Origin of the sequence: Pedobacter duraquae (assembly GCF_004362245.1) — a bacterium.
Lineage (GTDB): Bacteria > Bacteroidota > Bacteroidia > Sphingobacteriales > Sphingobacteriaceae > Pedobacter > Pedobacter duraquae.
This window is the reverse complement of sequence record NZ_SNWM01000006.1, coordinates 141530-160246: the sequence shown is the minus strand read 5'-3', so window position 1 is coordinate 160246 and position 18717 is coordinate 141530. Positions and strand designations below refer to the sequence as shown.

The window sequence follows — 18717 nt, the reverse complement described above, 5'->3', positions numbered from 1 at the left end:
ATTTAAGGTATTGGTATAACTTGTAATTTAATATGTGAAGGCGCATCTGGCGTAAAGTAGATACGCTGGGTAGCCTTCTGAAATGCTGATTCATCAGCAGTATAGATATTTGTAAAAGTTTGTGGATTTCGATCCACTAAAGGGAACCAGGAGCTCTGAATCTGAACCATAATCTTGTGCCCCTTTAAGAAAGCATGCGAGGCGTCCTGCATATCAAACTTTATTTCCGTAAGTTTTCCTGGTATCATGGCTTCAGGTTTTGAAAAATCATTCCTGAACTTGGCACGCATAACCTCACCCCGAACCATGAGCTGGTATCCGTTGTTCGGCGCAACATCGATCAGTTTCACGATGAAGTCAGCATCTGTTCCAGTAGTTTTTACAAATAAATCTGCGGTAAGGTGTCCGCCAATCGTGACATCCTGCTCCAGAATCTCTGTTTCGAAACTTAAAACATCAGGACGCATAAAAGCAAAACGCTGATTCTCGACCATGTATTCGAAACCTCTTAAAATTTTAATATCAGCCGAAAAAGGCACGGGCTTAGCGGGGTCGCTCAGGTATTCGGAAAAACCTGGAGCATTCATTTTCGGTGCTTCAAAAGCTAGTTTATTCCCTGGTTGAAGGTACAGATCTTTAGCTATTGCTTCTTCAGGCGGCCACTTGGAGTAACGTTTCCATTCGTTGGAACCAGTCTGAAAAATGATTGCTTTCGATAACTTCGGATCTTCAGCACCTTTAAGCTTACTCCTGAAAAATGGAAGTTCTATTGTAGTCCGATAGAATTCGCCGGTCTTACTACCGAAATTTAATCCAGCAAGCAGGTCGCCATCCTTGCGCGACCACGATCCATGATACCAGGGACCCATTACAAGAATATTTTCATTTTTTGGTTTAGCTCTTTCCAAGCCCTCAAATACCTTAAGTGGCCCATATGGGTCTTCCTGGTCAAACCAACCTCCTACCGTAAGCACTGCCGGCTTAATATTTTTCAGATGTGGAATTGGTGTTTGCGCCTTCCAATAGTCATCATATGATTCGTGTTCCATCATTTGATTCCAGAGTACGCTTTTGCCATGCAGAAATTTCTCATTGAAATTTTTTAAAGGACCTGCATCCATATAAAAGCGATAGGAATCAGCTGTACCATATTTTGAGAAGCCAGGAGCTCCCTTAGTGCTGATCGAGTCACGCTGCTGTCCAAAAGAGGATAGAAATGAGAAACTACCCATCAGAAAGAATGCACCATTGTGGTGCCTGTCATCCCCCATAAACCAATCTGTTACCGGTGCCTGCGGCGATACCGCTTTCAATGCCGGATGGGCATCAATCAATGATGAGGTAGCATAAAAACCTGGCGATGAAATCCCCCATACGCCCGCCTTACCATTATTTCCAGAGACGTTCTTAAGTAACCAATCTATTGTGTCATAAGTATCGGAACTCTCATCAGTCTGTTTTCCTTTTTTATTCCTGATATATGGTCGGTTAGCAACAAAATCACCTTCCGACATATATTTACCTCTGATATCCTGATAAACAAAAATAAAACCTTCCTGATCAAACATCCTGTTTGGACCCGCGGGAACCTTCATCTTTTCGCCGTAAGGCGCCACACTATAAGGCGTCCGGCAGATCAGAAAAGGATATTTCTTCGACTGATCCTTTGGCGTATAAATGGTTGTAAAAAGCGTTGCCCCATCACGCATAGGAACTTTACGCTCCACCTTGCTATAATTTGCCAGTGTAAAGGTTGTATCCTGCAGTGTATTTCTTTCCTGTGCCGCGGCCGATCCTGTAATCAAAATCAGCAGACATAATTTAAAAAGCTTCTTCATTTATTATAAAGCTTTCGTGTTTGGCTTCGCAGACATGATAAACTGGATTTCTCCACCTTTCATTATTTCCTCATGCGTAATAGACCTACGCTTAAGAATAGCTCCGTTTAAGATAACCTGACTTACATATACATTTTTATCACTTTGATTCTTAGTAGTTACTTTAAAAGTCTTCCCATTCTCCAGATTCAGTGTTGCATTGATCACAGCAGGGCTACCTAGTTCATAGTTCAACGAACCCGGTGCCATTGGATAAAATCCAAGCGAACTGAAGATAAACCATGCACTCATTTGTCCGCAATCATCATTTCCGCCTAGACCGTCTGAACTCGGTTTGTACATTTTTTTAAGGATCATGCGTACACGATCCTGCGTTTTCCATGGTGTAGTAGTATAGTTATACAAATAAGCTGCATGATGTGCCGGCTCATTGCCATGTACATAATTACCGATGATGCCTTCTCTCGTAATATCTTCTGTTTCTGCAAAAAACTCATCAGGCAAGTGCATAGTAAATAAAGAATCCAGATGCGTAGCAAAATGTTTTTTACCACCTCTCAGCGCGATCATTGCCTCAGGATTATGTGGTACATACAGACTGTAATTCCAAGTGTTACCTTCGATGAATCCTTGTCCATTTGTACTTAACACATCAAATTTCTCTCTAAAAGTCCCGCTTTTCAATCTCGGGCGCATAAAGCCTGACTTAGCATCATAAACGTTTTTCCAGTTTTCAGATCTTTTAATAAACTCATTATAGACTGCTGTATTGTTCAATTTTTTTGCCAGTTGCGCAATGCACCAGTCGTCGTAAGCATATTCCAATGTATTGGAAACAGAATTACCGTTAGACTCTGAAGCTACATACCCTTTATCCATATATTCACCTATGCCTTCGTAACTTCTGTGTTTTGCAGTCGTTACGCAGGCATCGAGCGCAGCACTTGCATCACCTGTGTAATTTCCCTTGATGATTGCATCAGCAATAACAGAAACGCTATGGTATCCGCTCATACACCAGTTATCGTTGGCAGAGTTAGACCAAACCGGCAACATTTTTAATGAACTCTGATCGTAGTGTGCCATCATAGAAGAAACCATATCCCCGTTTCTTTTCTGCTGTATGATGTTAAAAAGGGGGTGTAAAGCGCGATAAGTATCCCAGAGAGAAAAAGTACTGTAATTATCAAATCCTTTTGCCTGGTGATTGTTTTGATCTAAGCCTCTGTAAGCACCGTTCACGTCAGTGTATAACGTGGGGTTAATGAAGGTATGGTACATAGCCGTATAGAAATTCACTTTATCATCTTCATTCAAAGTATTTACAGCTATTTTATTCAACTCTTTATTCCATGCCTGCTGTCCGTCACGTTTAACTTTTTCGAAGTCCCATCCCGGAATTTCCGCGCGCATATTCTCCAAAGCATTCTCCTGACTGACTGGAGATAATGCAAACTTGATTTTAATCTTTTCTCCTTCTGTAGTTTTAAAATCGAAATAAGCCCTGATCTTCCTTCCTGCCATCTCAGGAAAATCTTTAGTCTGATCAAACTTACCCCAGAAACCACGATACACCTGCTTAGGGTCGTAGTTTTTTTGTCCGTAGCTAGCGATAGGCTTTGAAAATGTCATTGCGAAATACACGGTACGCGTACGCGCCCATCCACTTGTTTGGCGGTATCCCGTCACCAAAGTATCGTTTACCACACGCAGGTAGGTCCAGACATTTTTATCGCCATAATTGTAGATTCCACTGATCAGATCAAGAATGATGTGCGACTGGTCTGATTTCGGAAAGGTATACTGATGAAATCCCACACGTGCGCTGGTAGTCATCTCTGCAGTGATCTGATGGTCGGTTAGTTTAACTTTATAATAATTGGCTTCTGAAACTTCAGTATCATGGGAGAATGCCGATCGGTACCCACTTTGCGGCTCATTGGCTGTACCTGGATTAAGCTGTAGCTTTCCCGTAGTAGGCATAATGAGGAAATCACCTAAATCTGAATGTCCTGTCCCACTAAAGTGTGTATGGCTAAAACCAACAATAGTTTTATCTGAATACTGATAACCCGCGCAATACTTATACACATCTCCATTGTATTTCCCGTTTTGCTCATAAGACAGGGTATCCGTTTCTGGACTTAGTTGTACCGCACCAAAAGGCACAGTAGCACCAGGATAGGTATGTCCCATCTTTTCCGTTCCAATAATCGGTTTTACATATTGATAAGGTTGCTTCTGAGCTTGGGCAACATATGCACATAAAAGTCCGCAGATGCCAAATAATATTTTCTTCATTCTATTTAAGCTTGATTGATTCTGTAAAAATAAAGTTCTAACAGGCTATTTTATCAGAATTCCTTTACTATTATTCTGAAAAATGTCTTTTTTCTTTGCCTCCTGAGTAAGTTTCATGGACTGAAAGCTTGCCTGATCCACATCATCTAATACAATCGGGATCCGGAAGTCTGGCCGTTCGCAGGTCATGGTTAAATTGGAGACTTTCACTCCACGGGCATGCTTAATAAACACACCCCAGGAAGGCAACTCCTTAAACATAGAAAAATCAGGATATTTAGCAGGCAGCTCAGGAATCCTGCTCAGTTTGTCTAAGGGTACATTTGCATATAGGGCATTTCCGCCTCCAGCGTGTGTAAAATTAATATGGTCAAGAATTACATCACCAATTATGGCATTGGGGAGTCCGGCGATGATAATGCCTGGCGAGATGTTTCGTGGCAGATCCTCAATGGGCCCTTCATATTCATAGCCTGCATCAGGCTTTGTGGATGGTATATCACCTGTTACATGACTGATCCTAATATTTTTCATTCGGCTGCTCTTTCCCCAACGTTCTCCAGTTCTTAAGAAAATGATATTTCCTGTATGTATCGATTGAAGTCCATTGATCTCCACGTCCTCAATATATCCTCCATCCACAGCCTCCAGCGCTATTGCCGAACGATAAGTGTCGTATACTTTGTTGTTTAATATCTTTATATTTACAAATCCACCTCTGGAAACAGTACCGAATTTAATCCCATTTGCACTGGATCTGATCACATTGTTACTGATAAGAATGTTTCTACATGCCTTTTCAGGATCATGAGACTTCAAGCAAATGCCATCATCTGCAGCATCGATATAAGAATTCGTCATCTGTACATTTTCGCAATCTACAATGTCAACACCATCCTCATTCCAATATACAGTATTATCAACTTTAATGCTATCGATCACCAGATTAAAACATTGATCGTAGGTCTGTGTCCAACTGGCAGAGTGCTTCAACGTAATTCCACGCACCAGCACATCTTTGCAGTTTCTGAAGTTGACCAGCATAGCCCTGTTATCGGCAGTAGCACGCCCATCTGTATAGAGATCCTCGATCAGTCCTTTTTCTATCGCTGTAACAATATTCCTGGCCAGGTATTTCCCTTGTCCATCGATTGTGCCTTTTCCGGTAATACCTACATTATGCTGATCATAAGCAAAAACGAGTGCCGTAAAAATCTTTTTCTCATAATCAAAAGGATTCAGAGAACCTAGCAACACTGCTCCCTCTTCCAGGTGTAATGTCACATTTGACTTCAGAAATATTGATCCCGTTAGATAGCGGCCCGCCGGGAATAATAAACGACCACCTCCATTTGCGTTGATGTGATCTATCGCAAACTGGATGGATTTTGTATTGAGCGTTTGTCCGTCTGATTTGATTTTGAAGAATCCGGCCTGATAATCTTTGGCAACAACATTAAAGGCACATACACACAGGCCTATAAACAGCCCGAATATTTTGTATTTCATAGTTATTGGTTAAAAAATGAACTGTAATGAGCTATCAAAAATTGCCATGGCTTAACCTGTTATCAAACAGGTATTGCACAGATGTCACCCAGACATTGCCTGCGCTATGTCTGGGTTATGCGTGCGTTATCCTTGCGTAACCCCTGTCTATTCGCCAACTAACGACGTTTCAACAGGCTATTTTTGCACCAAATAACACACCGCGCAAAATGGCCTGTTTAGAATCACTATTTTACAGTGATATTTTTGGTATTATTCTGATGGATATCTTTCTGCTTTCCGGCTTGTGTAATTTTCAATCCACTGAAACTAGATTCCCGAACATCATCGAGTACAATGGGAACTCTAAAATCTTTTCGATCGCAGATCATTGTGAGATTAGTTATTTTCAACCCTATGGCATGCCTTGCAAATACACCCCATGATGGCAATTCCTTAAACATCGAGAAGTCTGGATATTGCGCTGGTATTTCAGGGATTTTGTCCAGTTGACTTAATGGTACATTGGCAAATGCCGCCTTACCTCCACCAGCATGGTGAAAACTAACGTTATTCAATGTCACATCTGTAATCATTGCGTCTGGCACGCCAATGATGATGATACCCGGAGAAATATTTCGTGGCTGATCTTCTATTGGCCCTTCATAGCCATACCCTGCATCTGGCTTAGTTGCCGGGATATCGCCGCTAACGTTGTTAATTTTAATATTCTGTAATCTGCTTTTTTTACCTACAACCCGCTCTCCGGTACGTAAGAAGATCAGGTTTCCGGTGTTTGTAGATGTCAGGCCGTCAACTTCAACATTTTCTAGAAAACCACCATCAACTGCCTCCAGGGCAAGTGCCGAGCGATAGGTGTCAAAAACTTTATTGTTAATGATTTTCACGTTAATAAATCCACCTCTGGAAGCTGTACCAAATTTAATCGCATTTGCGCTTGAACGAATGGTATTGTTGCTGATCAGGATGTTTCTGCAGGCCTTTGTAGCATCATGGGATTTCAGACATATACCGTCATCAGCAGCATCTATATAAGAGTTCATCACTTTAACATCCTCGCAATCCACTATATCCACACCATCCTCATTCCAGTATTCTACATTATCTACCGTAACGCTGTCGACAACCAAGTTTTTACACTGGTCGTAAGTCTGGTTCCAGCTTGCGGAGTTACGGAAGGTAACCCCCTTAATATTTACATTTTTACAGTTACGGAAATAGAATAACATGGGCCTGTTAGTCTCAGAAGGTCTTCCATATTTATATGAATCTACAAGTAATCCTTTTTCGATATTATCTACAACGTTGCGTGCAACAAGTTTGCCTTGTCCGTCGATAATACCTTTTCCGGTTACACCAACATTTTCTACATCTGTTGCAAACAACAGTGCTGTCCATGTCTTTTTATCATAATCGAATGGGTTTAAAGAACCTAATAAGACAGCACCTTCTTCAAGACGGATTTCCACATTAGACTTCAGGTTAAGTGATCCGGTCAGATAGCGACCAACGTAGAAAACAAGGCGCCCACCGCCTTTAGCACTGATATAGTCTATCGCGAACTGGATAGATTTCGTGTTCAGCGTGGTTCCATCAGAGTGAATTCCAAACAACGAGGCCTTATAATCTTTAGCCCAGAGCGGACTGGAAGCGAGCATTATAAATGCAATCAGAATATATTTTTTTAACATGGTTATAAATTTTAGGTTTAGTATAAAGTGACAGGCCCCACCAGCCCCATAGATTGTAGTGGCTGGTCTTTCCTTTTCAGGTTCGTCCAGTATTGCGCAACAACATTATCTTTTAATGTCTTCATATAGTTTACCATGACGGTAACCACCTTGATCTCAATGTCGTTGACGCCATTACGCAGTAAACCTGCAGTAGGATAAATTCTTCGCCCATACCATTGGGTACCGGCATCTTTACCGTTAATCTTTACGTCGCAGATCCCGTAAACGTCACCAAGATTCAGATAAGGAAGACTATTTTTGTCACTCAGCGTAAATGTGTTACGGTAGATCGCTGTTCCTGAAAAATGTGAATAATCAGGGAGTTCCTTCAAGTCTGAAAGTTTAGAGAATTCATCTTTTTTAACTGACCCGTCGCTGTGTCTGAATTCCACAGCCCATTTGGTATTGATTGTTCTTCCTTTGGCACCCGCAAGCGGAGGATTTTTCCATACTGTTCCAGCACTGTCGCTATTAAATACAATCAGTTTGGAATCTGCGGGCCCAAGGCTGATACTAAATTTACCATCAGGCATGTTCAGCTTAAATCTTTCACCTGTTACGGCATCCCACAGCCATGTCTGTTTACGACCAGTTACTGCCTTGCTAAAAGTCAGATCCATTTGTGCGCTACGTTTATTGCTGGAATTATTGAGTAACAGCAGCTCCGCATCGTTAGTCTGGTAGCGTACCTGAGTCACAAACGTTTTAGGTGATTTAATTTTAACATAAGGCGTCAGGTTATACTTTTCCTGGATGGATTTATACCAGCCCATAAAATCCGTAGCCGGTTTGCTTAAGAAAACAAATCTATCGGGGAAGGCCTGCATTTTCTTTACCCAGTTTTGCACCTCAAGATCCCGCTGTGCATAGTTATTCCAACCTGTACTTTGATTGGGGATGGCCTCCAGGCAAAACACACGCCCACCGGCAGCAACAAACTCGTAGATTTTTTTAGCCGTTGCCGGATCTACACCACGTACTTCAATCAGGAATAGTGTGTGATAGTTCCTTTTTCCATAAGTGATCCATCCGTTTTTGATTGTTGAGGTATTGATCACCGATTCTGAAACATAGTCGCATGCATTACCATTTTGATGAATAGATTCCCAGACCAGCATCTGATACGGCGGGGACACAACCGTTGGAAACGGTTCATTTTGGGCACCATAGGTACCCCATTGATCAGCGAAAGGAGCCAACAATGCAATATCAGCAAACATCGTTGCCTGTTGCAACACTGCTGAGAGCCGGGCACGGTAATCGGTGTAATGTTTAAAATATGGCCAGATGGTATTTTTCTCATTAAAATAGCCACCATAAGTAATCCAGCCAGGGAAGGCTGCATCGGGAGGTGAATAATTAAAACCATGGAATATCGGATGCGTTACCCCGGAAATCGTACTCTGATCACCTGCGATTTTCAAAATTTCCAGTGCTTCGTTAAATACCATATCGGTATTGGTTAGTTCTTCAGAGCTGATTAACTTTTTATCTTTCAAGTGTGCGGCCGAAGAAACCAGTTTATTGATCATGGTATTACCCCTACCGAGGTGCCATGGATACATACTGAATTTTTCTTCGCTGATATCCTCTCCAATGCCATATTTCAACCAGGTTTCGCACTCTGGTATATCTATCTCAAAACTTCCTTCCAGGGGAAAGTAACCACGGCCGTAGGCCTGTGCCCTTGATTTAATCTTGTTGTCTTTGCACCATTCCGCAAAATTATGGACGAAGCGTTCCTGAAAAAGTTCTGCTTTTGTAAGTTCGAAATCATACCGCATACGGTCGGTCATCTTTTTCATGTCCTCCCCCATCTGAACAGGATAGTTCGCATTCAGTGTATTGCCCATACCGCCAATTTTAAACAGGATAAAAGGAAGGTAAGGATACAGATCATATCCGCGTCTTTTTTTGAACTCGCTCATCATATCGCTAGTCCAGTTGGTACCTTCTGTTTCCAGACTATCAACAAAGAAAGAGCGTACTTTGGGAGCCAGAGGGCCTATCTTTTTCTGGATGGTCTCACTCATTTTATCCAGATATTTCTTAACAGCTTTACTATCAAAATGGTTGAGAACAGGACCCATTCCACCTGGATTTCCCTGAATTACCTGCATAAAACCTTCGACTTTTACCAGGCCATATACCGCATAATTTCCTGCTGGAATGGAGAGTTTCACAATTCCATTCTTAATCTTTTTTGACAGGTCAACCACCTCATCCATTCTGTTTAATGGATCTGGCACCAGTTTCACCTCCAGCAGTTCCATTGTTCTGCCGCTGTATGGATTTGTAATAGATGGATCGGCTTCCTTGTAAAGATCAAAAAGGGATATCTCTGTTTCAAGAGGCCCTTGAAAGCGCTTTACTGCGATGACTGCAATCTGCGACCGCTCTCCACCTTCAAGAAATTCTCCCCCCATAGGAAAACCAGTACCTACCAGCAGGTCGCAGGTCATATCTAAAGATTTTGCTTCATCCAGCGTAAATCGTAACAGTTCTATCCATTCGTCGCTCAGCCATTCGATACTGGGTTTTCCCATATCATCCGTACGAAGCGGAAAGGAGATCGGGTTAATTTCTACACCACCAATTCCGGCAGCTTTTAATATCCTGAGCTCTCTGGCGAGTTCTGTTTTTTCTATTTTATTCCCGTTCCACCACCAGCGTACAAAAGGACGGTACTGGCTTGCTGGGTTTTTGAATATTTCATACAGGGGCATGCGCTGCGACACCGTGCCATCGGCCAGTATCTCACGGGCAATAGCTGGCAGTGAATTTACCAATACCATACCTGATGCGGCTACCGATCCCTGTATCAAAAAATCTCTTCTTCTCATGAATGCTTAAATAAATTGTAACGCCTGTTTAGCAGATCTTTCATCCAGAGATTTAGATCCCATTGCTGTTCCCAGGCGGTTTTAGTTGTGTGTGTAGGTACAAGATAAGGAGTTGGCCCAAATTCGGGAGTGATGGTTAGTCTTTCTATACCGGCGAGTTTTCGCTCTGCGGTCCATTGATCCCAAACCCTAAGGTGTGCGTTAACAGTATCTGTATATTGTGGAAGGGATGGATCGGCTACCTGCGACCCTTGTGTATGCCCTATCCGCGCGTGCAAATGTCTTGCTCGGCCAATAGCGACTTTCATGGCTTCCTGCTGGTCTTCGAGCAAGCTTTCGGACACGCAAAACCAATGTGAAATATCAAGCGTAAGCATAGTCTCAGGATGTCTTTTTAAGACTTCCGGCATAACATGTAAAGCATAAGACCATTTGTTCCGATGTGTTTCCTGATAAATGGGAATGCCTGTGTCTCGGCTAACCCCGAGACAGCAGGTCAGAATAGCATCAATCTGATCAGGACTAAAGTATTCTCTCCCGGTTTGAGCGCTTATACATAAGGGACCACCTAAATTCTTCCCAATTTGACTTAAGTCAACCAGTCGTAGTTTCAGTTCCTGAAGATAGCCTGCAAAATCTGCCTGTTCTCCAAGTACAGTCATGACGATAGTAAACTGCAGGCCATGCTTTTGTAGTAAAGCCGTAACCTCATCTATATTACACTCCTCCCCATAGGGAAACCATTCAATCCCCCGGTAACCCGCCTGCACCACCATAGGCAGGAAGGTATCCCAGGGAATATGTTCTGATCCCCATCTCGGGCAAAAGAAGTCTACGATCACTACGCGTTATTTTTTGAACGGTGATATATTAGCGGGTTTTGCTCATCGCTATCAAGCAGGTCGCCAACCTTCAGCGTGTCAATGTATTCCTGAGGCAGGATATTAGCCTGACCGTTAAACACATTGCCATCGGGCATATATGCACAAGTCATGGCGCGGCGGTGACCGCTGCTCATGTTTGCATTAGCCCCATGAATAGTTAGCCCGTTATGAAACGAACAACTTCCTGCTTTCATTGGTGCCGCCACCGACGGCACTTTGATAAACTGCGGATACACCTCAAAGATGCTGTCCATATTTTTACCAATGCCCTTATTCTCAAACTCTGTTTCCTTGTAAGAACCAGGAACAAAGAACAGACAACCATTTTCTAATGTAGCGTCGTCCAGTGCAATCCAAATGGAAAGCGCATTCCTGTCCGAAAAAGACCAGAATGGCGTATCAAGATGCCATGAAGTTGGATTAGCCCATGGGCGTTTAAACAGTGCCTGGTCATGCCAGATTCTGATCCCATCTACACCGGCCAGCTTTGCTGCCATCTCTCCAATACGTGGATCAACCATCAGCTCTTTTACACCGGCATCTGTTTGCCATAAGTTTAGCAACTGATCAAATACTTTTCCAAAGTATTCCGTATCGTCATTGATCCCATCAGACTCTCCTGTTTTGAGATCCTTGCCGGGCATTTTCTGCCCGGCACGGTTCTTTACAGCATTCATTACAGTGGCTCTCCAATGGTCCAGCTCTGCAGCATTCAGAAAGTCCTCGATAACTATGAATCCATTCTCCTGATAGGATTTGATTTGCTCTTCAGTAATTTGATAATTCATCTTCTTTAAATTTAGTATCCCGGACTCTGTACCAACGCTGTATTCAATTGTAATTCCCTGAATGGAATTGGATAGATAAAACGAGCAGCAGTAACATTATATGCTGCAGGAAGGATATATCCGAACTGTGCTTTAGTTTTAATACCGTAAGCTGTAAGTACTGGAATCGCCTGATCGGTACGTACCAGATCCAACCATCTGTGATTTTCGAAAGCCAGTTCGATTCTACGCTCATGTGCGATTATAGGACGCAAAAGTGCAGGATCTATAGTAGTAGTTGCGGCTAAGCCAGCACGTGTTCTTACCTGATTAAGGTAAGGCAGGGCAGCTGCAGACTGACCAGTTTCATTTAAACACTCGGCAAGCATCAGCAGAACGTTCGAATATCTGTAGATCGGCCAGTTTTCTTTGGTATTGTTTGCGAGCAGGTAAGGAGGGTGGAAATATTTGCGGATAAAGTATTTGGCGATGACACCTGTTGGGGCCTTATAATTTACGATACTTACAATTTTACTTGCAACGAAATCAGTATTCGCATTATAGGTTCCTTCAATTACACCGATAGTTGCATCCAGACGTTTGTCATTAGGCTCATAAGCTGCCAACAAATCATCCGTTGGATAGTTCCATCCGCCGTTAGTGTCGTTGTAAGAAATACCAGTGATATTCAGTGTATTTCCATTAGGGATGAATCTGTAGATAAATGTACTAGACTGACCATCGGTACCATCCTTATACTGTACTTCAAAAATTGACTCTTTGTTATTTTTGTTCTCATTCTTGAAAGCATCTTCATAATTCGCCCATAGGCTGTAACCCATTGTAGTTACACTTTGAAGTAATGGAATTGCTTTATCAAATTGCTTAAGTGTCATGTAGACATGAGCAAGCTCAGTAGCAACCATACCTTTTGTAACACGACCTGTTTCCTGCGGTAGTTTAGGTGCAGCAACATTGGCAAGCGCGTCGGTGAAATCAGCAATAATCTGAGCGTACACCTGTTCAGCTGTAGAACGTGGCAATGTGGCCTGCGACTTCTCTGTCACTTCATGCAAGTGAAGTGGAACACCGCCATAGTGCCTAACCAAGTCAAAATAGTAATGTGCACGCAGTGCTTTTGTCTCACCAACAATCTGTTTGCGATCAGCATCAGCCATTGTAAAAGTGATTTTTTCCAGGCGATCCAGGATCACGTTGGTGCGTGAAATCCCGTTATAATCACCCTGGTAACGCGTTGCTGTTACGCCATTTTGTGAGTTATCCAGAAAATCTGCCAGTTGCTCATAACCCAAGCCTCCACGATCTTTAGAATTGTAGTCGTAGTGTGCATTGTCAGAACGCATCTCATCCATATAAAATGCAATGTTGGCAACATCCCTTAGTGGAGTATAGGCACCCACTACAGCTTGTTGAAAATCAACTGTACTTTTATAGAAGTTTCCTTCATTCATTTGTCCTTCCGGAAATAACTCCAGGAAGTCCTTTTTACAGGAACCAAAGCTCAATGCTCCTGTTAAAAGAATCAACATATATTTTGAGTTTTTCATATTGTTATATTTTGATTGTCATTAGTTATGAAGTTCGTCAAAGCGATACCGCTTTTCCTGAGCTTCCACAAGTTAAAAATTAATGTTTGCACCAATACTTATTGTTCTTGGAACCGGGTAAGACCCGTTGTCCTGACCTGCAGTGGTTTGGTTATCTCTGCTGTCATTTACCTCAGGATTCTGTCCTGGATATTTAGTAAACACATACGCCTGATTTACTGCCAGATAGATACGTGCTGACTTGAAATATTTCGGCACGCTTGTAAAGGTGTAACCAGCAGAAATATTCCTGATTGTCAGATAATCTCCAGAGAACACCCAGTTTGAATTACCAAAACGGTACAATTCTGTTGTATTTGACAATGTTCTTGGCACTTGTCCGTTTCCAGGATTTTCAGGTGATCTCCAGCGGTTCATCATCGATTTTTCGATGTTGAAGATTCCATCCAAATTCTGGAAGTTCTGCAGGTTGGTATTCATGATCTTATTGCCTACTTGTCCCGAAACTGAAATTGAGAAATCAAAGTTTTTGTAGCGGATGTCGTTGTTCAAACCGAAAAGGAATTTAGGATTAGGATTGCCTAAAAACGTTTTATCATTTTGATCGATCTTTCCGTCACCATTGATATCTTTCATCCTTGCAGTTCCTACTGCTGATGTTGCATGTTTAGGCTGGGAATCGAACTCCTGCTGATTTTTATAAACGCCATCAAAAACATAACCGAACAACTCTCCGATTCTGCGGCCAACTGCGGTACGGTTATAGTCGTTATACGTTGCAGTACCACCAATTGGCGTATTATCCTGCAAACTCAGCACCTTGTTGTCATTGAAGGAAATATTAAATCCTGTGTTCCATTTTACTTCACCCGTTAAGTTGGTGGAGTTGATGCTCAACTCATGTCCCCACATTTTGAATTCTCCAACGTTATATCTGATACTTGAGTAACCAGAGGCATAAGGAATACTAATCAGGTAAAGCATACCATTGGTTAGCTTATTGTAGTAATCATAGGTTACATTAATCCTGTTTTTGAAGAAATTCATCTCCAAACCGATGTCAGTTTGTTTTGATGTTTCCCAGGTCAGATCAGGATTACCCAGCGAGGTGATTGAAAGCCCCTGAGCCAAGGCGCTTGAGAACACATAGTTAGTTTGGCCCACCAAAGATGTCTGTGTATAATCACCAATGTTATTATTACCCGTTTTTCCGTAACCTCCTCTGATCTTCAGGAATGAAAAATTATCTGATTTCGGAAAGAAAGACTCCTCACTGATAATCCAGCCTGCAGATATCGAAGGGAAAGTTCCATATTTAGAGTTTTTACCGAACCTGGACGAACCATCACGGCGTATATTCGCCGAGATCAGATATTTACCTTTGTAATCGTAGTTAATCCGGCCAAACATAGAAGCGATATCCCAGGCAGTGTTATTGGTTGTACCTGTAGTTGTTGCAGCACCAGCAATCCATGGAATGTTGTCATTCGGGAATACAGATCCGTTAATTGTACGGAAATTCCGGTTGTATTTCTGCGCACTATATCCTGCAAGGAAATCAAAATTATGGTCTCCTTTTGTCAATTTATAAGTCAAAATATTTTCACTCAACCACGAAGTATAGTTATTACTGTTACTTACAGCAGAAGGGATTGACGGTCCGGGAGCGCCAGCTGTACCGTAGTTAGATGAGTTAAAAGAGTTCTGATCTATAGCACCAAGATCCGTATTAATTGTTGTGCGGAAACGTAAATCTTTAAGCAATTCAATTTCTCCAAATGCATTGGCAAGAATGCGCAAACTGTTCTGTTTGTTTTTCATCAGGTCCAACTGCTGCAAAAAGTTTGGCAAAGCAAACATACCATACGAACCTGTACGGGTAGGGTAACTGCCATCAGCATTTCTTGCCGGAATTAACGGAGAACTGATCTCACCGCCTACCAGAATTTGTCTGTTACCATCAAGGTTACCACGTGTGTTGTTGTCGATCTGATACGTTGGTGCTATGTTAAAACCGAATTTCACCTTGCTGCTCGGTGTGTACTGATTGTTTGAACGGAAAGAAAAACGTTGCATTCCTGTATTTCTAAGTACACCGTCCTGCTTGAAATAAGTAAGTGAGTTGCTCGACAATACTTTATCTGTACCCGAAGAAATATTTAAGTTATAGTTTTGAATTGGAGCAGTACGCAGCAATTCGTTATACCAGTCTGTACCTTCTCCATACTGAGCTGGATTTTGATAATCTGCAGGTACTTCTGCCAAACCTGTTACCGGATTTTTCCAGTTTTCATACTTGATTCTGTCTTCATAGTAACCTTTCATGAATGTTGCGAATTCATTTGCATTCATGATATCAGGTCTACCACGCTGTAGCACAGTCTGTGTACCGTAATAGGTGTTGAAGTTTATCGTAGAGCGGCCCGATTTTGCCTGTTTAGTTGTGATTAGAATAACACCATTTGCAGCACGTGAGCCATATAATGCTGTCGAAGCAGCATCTTTCAGCACACTGAAACTCTCGATATCATCAGGATTGATCAGATTGACGTCACCAGTAATCGGCTGTCCGTCTACCACAATCAGGGGTTGATTACCTGATCCGAGTGACGCTGCACCACGAACTCTGAAAGTCATACCTTGGCCGGGACGTCCAGATGCCTGGTTTACCTGCAATCCAGGTACACGACCGGTTAGTTTCTGACCAATTTCTGCTGCAGGAAGATTCTGAAGATCTTCGGCATTAACCTTCGTTACTGCGCCAGTAATATCTCTTTGTCTGCTAGAACCGTAACTTACAACTACGACTTCCTGAAGATCTGCGCTTTTAGATTTAAGGCTAACATTTACCGTACTGCTTTCTCCAACGGTTGCTTCGTACAAGTCGTATCCCACATAACTGAATGTTAACACATTTCCTTTTGCGGCAGTCAGTGTGTAAGCACCGGCACCGTCCGTTACAGTACCAACTTGTGTCCCTTTTACTTTTACGGACACACCCGGTAATCCAGTCCGGTCTTCCGAGGAAGTTACCTTTCCGGTAATTTTCATGCTTTGCTGAGCAAAAGCAAACGGGCTAAGCAACAACAGCATCAGAAATAGCTGCAGGTGTCTGGCCCCAGATAAATAATGTAAAAATTTCCTACCCATCGTAGTTCGTTTTAATTTGGTTTAAAATTTGGTTAGTTGTTTTAGCGATTAGGTTTACCCCATCGATAAAGCTAAGATCTTTGAATATTTCATAAGGTGCAACCTGTTGCATCCTGTACGATTTCTGATACGCAGATTTATTTCTTGTTTTTAGAAAAAAACCTAACTAAGTATAAGCACAAGAAGGCTTTTTGGCCCATGTGCACCCAGTACAAGAGATTGTTCAATATCGGCAGTTTTGGATGGGCCGGCTATAAAAGTCCCAAAGCCATAATCAGCCGTTCCGACTTTCGCATACGCCTGCTGCATGGTTGCACAGACCTCATCTTTGTGTATAATTAACACCAAATGTTGGCAGATAAACGGTAAAATGCGCTGCCCCATCTTATCCTCTGTAATCCAGACTGCTCCATTTTCAGCAACGCCAAAATGTCCTTCCAAAATTGCTACATCAACATCTTCAAAGTCATGGGGGAAATCAGAAGAAAGATCGGTATCTACAATATCTGACAGGATCTGCATTGTGCTAACTTTACGAGATGATTCTGGAAAAAATGTCTGAATTAACACTTTCAGTTCTGCGATATCTTTTGCCTCAAGCGCAGTACCGCCGATATCTGAAAGTACCTGTTTAAAAGATTGTAAAGTTTCTGTTTCAATATTATTTTCAGCCGGAATATCAGGAATCTCCTGGTATTCCGGCTGATTTTTCGCCACTGCCGTAAGTATCAGATTTCTGTTAGTCATGTTTATGATTTTTGATATACCAATCTCTGAAACTAGTTATCGGAACTGCCGGCATTTCCCTGTGTTTATACCAGGCGTTAAGCCGATTATTTACCATAACAGGAACATGCTTTAAAATCCATTTACCTGTTTTACCCGCTGCCCTATAACGTGCAGGGCTAGACAGAGTGAACTCCATTCCCTTCATTGCTGCAGCTTTAGCAGGATCTGCAAAACCCTTTTTAACGATTACCTGCCTCCATTTATACAACTGTGTATGGATATCTATTTTTACCGGGCAAACATATGTACAGGAACCACATAAGGTAGAGGCAAATGGTAAATCTGTGTGCTTCTCCATATTTAGATTCGGAGCCAGTATGGCACCGATAGGGCCTGAGATGGCGTTATGGTAACTATGGCCGCCGCTACGCCTATATACAGGGCAAGTATTCATACAGGCTCCGCAACGGATGCACTTCAGAGAATTCCTAAAATCGGGCCTTCCCAATTGCGTAGACCTACCATTATCAACAAGGATAATGTGCATCTGCTGACCAGGCCTGGGCTTTTTAAAATGGCTGGAATAAGTAGTAATAGGTTGTCCGGTGGCGCTTCTGGTAAGTAGTCTTAAAAACACACCCAAATGCTTGCGTTCAGGAATTATTTTTTCGATTCCCATGGCCGCAATATGGACTTCCGACAGGTGTGCGCCCATATCGGCATTGCCCTCATTCGTACATACTACAAATTCTCCTGTTTCGGCCACTGCGAAGTTAACTCCGGTAAGCGCTGCACGCCGGGTAATAAAGGCTTGTCGGAGGTGTACTCGTGCCGCAGCGGTGAGCACCTGCGGATCAGACTCTCCCTTGGCGGTCCCGAGGTGCTTATAAAAAAGTTCACCTATCTCTTCCTTTTTTTTATGGATACAGGGTAAAACGATGTGACTCGGTGGTTCCTTTGCTAATTGTACGATACGCTCACCGAGATCGGTATCTATGACGTCAACGCCATTCACAGCTAAAAACTCATTAAGCTGACATTCTTCGGTAAGCATAGATTTACTTTTGATCATTTCGGTAATTTCGTGCTGCTTCAAGATGTCAAGTACGATCTGGTTGTGTGCCGCAGCATCTACAGCCCAATGTACCTGAATCCCGTTTTTCAGGGCCCGTTTCTCGAAATCCTCCAGGTAGGTGTGAAGATTGGATAAAACATTATTCTTGATTGCTGAGGCCTGTTCTCTTAAGGCCTCCCATTCCGGTATCTTTCCAGCGGCTTTGTCCCGCTTATTCCTGATCCAGAACAACGTTTCATCATGCCAGTCGACCCGTGACTGATCCTTGTTGAATTGCTCAGCGAGTTCGGCATGGGTGCCTTTAGATTTTTCCATAAGTT

11 protein-coding genes are annotated in these 18717 nt (G+C 42.4%); all 11 read right to left on the bottom strand.

Annotation, left to right across the window (positions count from 1 at the left end; translation table 11 throughout):
• Window positions 1-2 precede the first annotated feature (2 nt).
• The 11 genes from CLV32_RS20415 to CLV32_RS20365 all read right to left on the bottom strand — a co-directional run bounded on the left by CLV32_RS20415 (window position 3) and on the right by CLV32_RS20365 (window position 18712).
• Entirely contained in the window at window positions 3-1838 is a 1836-nt protein-coding gene (locus CLV32_RS20415; RefSeq protein ID WP_133558813.1) for a CocE/NonD family hydrolase, read from the bottom strand.
• Between the two features lie 3 nt (window positions 1839-1841).
• A complete protein-coding gene (locus tag CLV32_RS20410) occupies window positions 1842-4139 on the bottom strand; it encodes a GH92 family glycosyl hydrolase (RefSeq protein WP_133558812.1) in 2298 nt (765 codons plus the stop codon).
• A 45-nt stretch (window positions 4140-4184) separates the two neighbouring features.
• The gene (locus CLV32_RS20405) at window positions 4185-5648 is read right to left on the bottom strand and encodes a glycoside hydrolase family 28 protein (RefSeq protein ID WP_133558811.1); all 1464 of its coding nucleotides are present in this window, start codon (window positions 5646-5648) and stop codon (window positions 4185-4187) included.
• A 227-nt stretch (window positions 5649-5875) separates the two neighbouring features.
• Window positions 5876-7339, bottom strand: a complete 1464-nt coding sequence (locus CLV32_RS20400; protein ID WP_208111065.1) for a glycoside hydrolase family 28 protein — start codon at window positions 7337-7339, stop codon at window positions 5876-5878.
• Window positions 7340-7356: 17 nt separating this feature from the next.
• Entirely contained in the window at window positions 7357-10224 is a 2868-nt protein-coding gene (locus CLV32_RS20395) for a glycosyl hydrolase (protein ID WP_133558809.1), read from the bottom strand.
• Window positions 10221-11066, bottom strand: coding sequence for a sugar phosphate isomerase/epimerase family protein (locus CLV32_RS20390; RefSeq protein WP_208111064.1), 846 nt, complete (start codon window positions 11064-11066; stop codon window positions 10221-10223). The genes CLV32_RS20395 and CLV32_RS20390 overlap by 4 nt, the downstream gene beginning before the upstream one ends.
• On the bottom strand, window positions 11066-11896 hold the full coding sequence (locus tag CLV32_RS20385; RefSeq protein WP_133558808.1) for a phytanoyl-CoA dioxygenase family protein: 831 nt from the start codon (window positions 11894-11896) through the stop codon (window positions 11066-11068). Before CLV32_RS20385 ends, CLV32_RS20390 begins: the two co-directional genes overlap by 1 nt.
• An 11-nt stretch (window positions 11897-11907) precedes the next feature.
• Window positions 11908-13443, bottom strand: coding sequence for a RagB/SusD family nutrient uptake outer membrane protein (locus CLV32_RS20380; protein WP_133558807.1), 1536 nt, complete (start codon window positions 13441-13443; stop codon window positions 11908-11910).
• A 72-nt stretch (window positions 13444-13515) separates the two neighbouring features.
• Complete coding sequence (locus CLV32_RS20375) at window positions 13516-16593, bottom strand: SusC/RagA family TonB-linked outer membrane protein (RefSeq protein WP_133558806.1); 3078 nt, start codon at window positions 16591-16593, stop codon at window positions 13516-13518.
• Window positions 16594-16755: 162 nt separating this feature from the next.
• Window positions 16756-17340: a LutC/YkgG family protein gene (locus tag CLV32_RS20370; protein WP_133558805.1), complete on the bottom strand. Its 585-nt coding sequence runs from the start codon at window positions 17338-17340 to the stop codon at window positions 16756-16758.
• Window positions 17333-18712, bottom strand: coding sequence for a lactate utilization protein B (locus CLV32_RS20365; RefSeq protein WP_133558804.1), 1380 nt, complete (start codon window positions 18710-18712; stop codon window positions 17333-17335). Before CLV32_RS20365 ends, CLV32_RS20370 begins: the two co-directional genes overlap by 8 nt.
• Window positions 18713-18717: the final 5 nt, after the last annotated feature.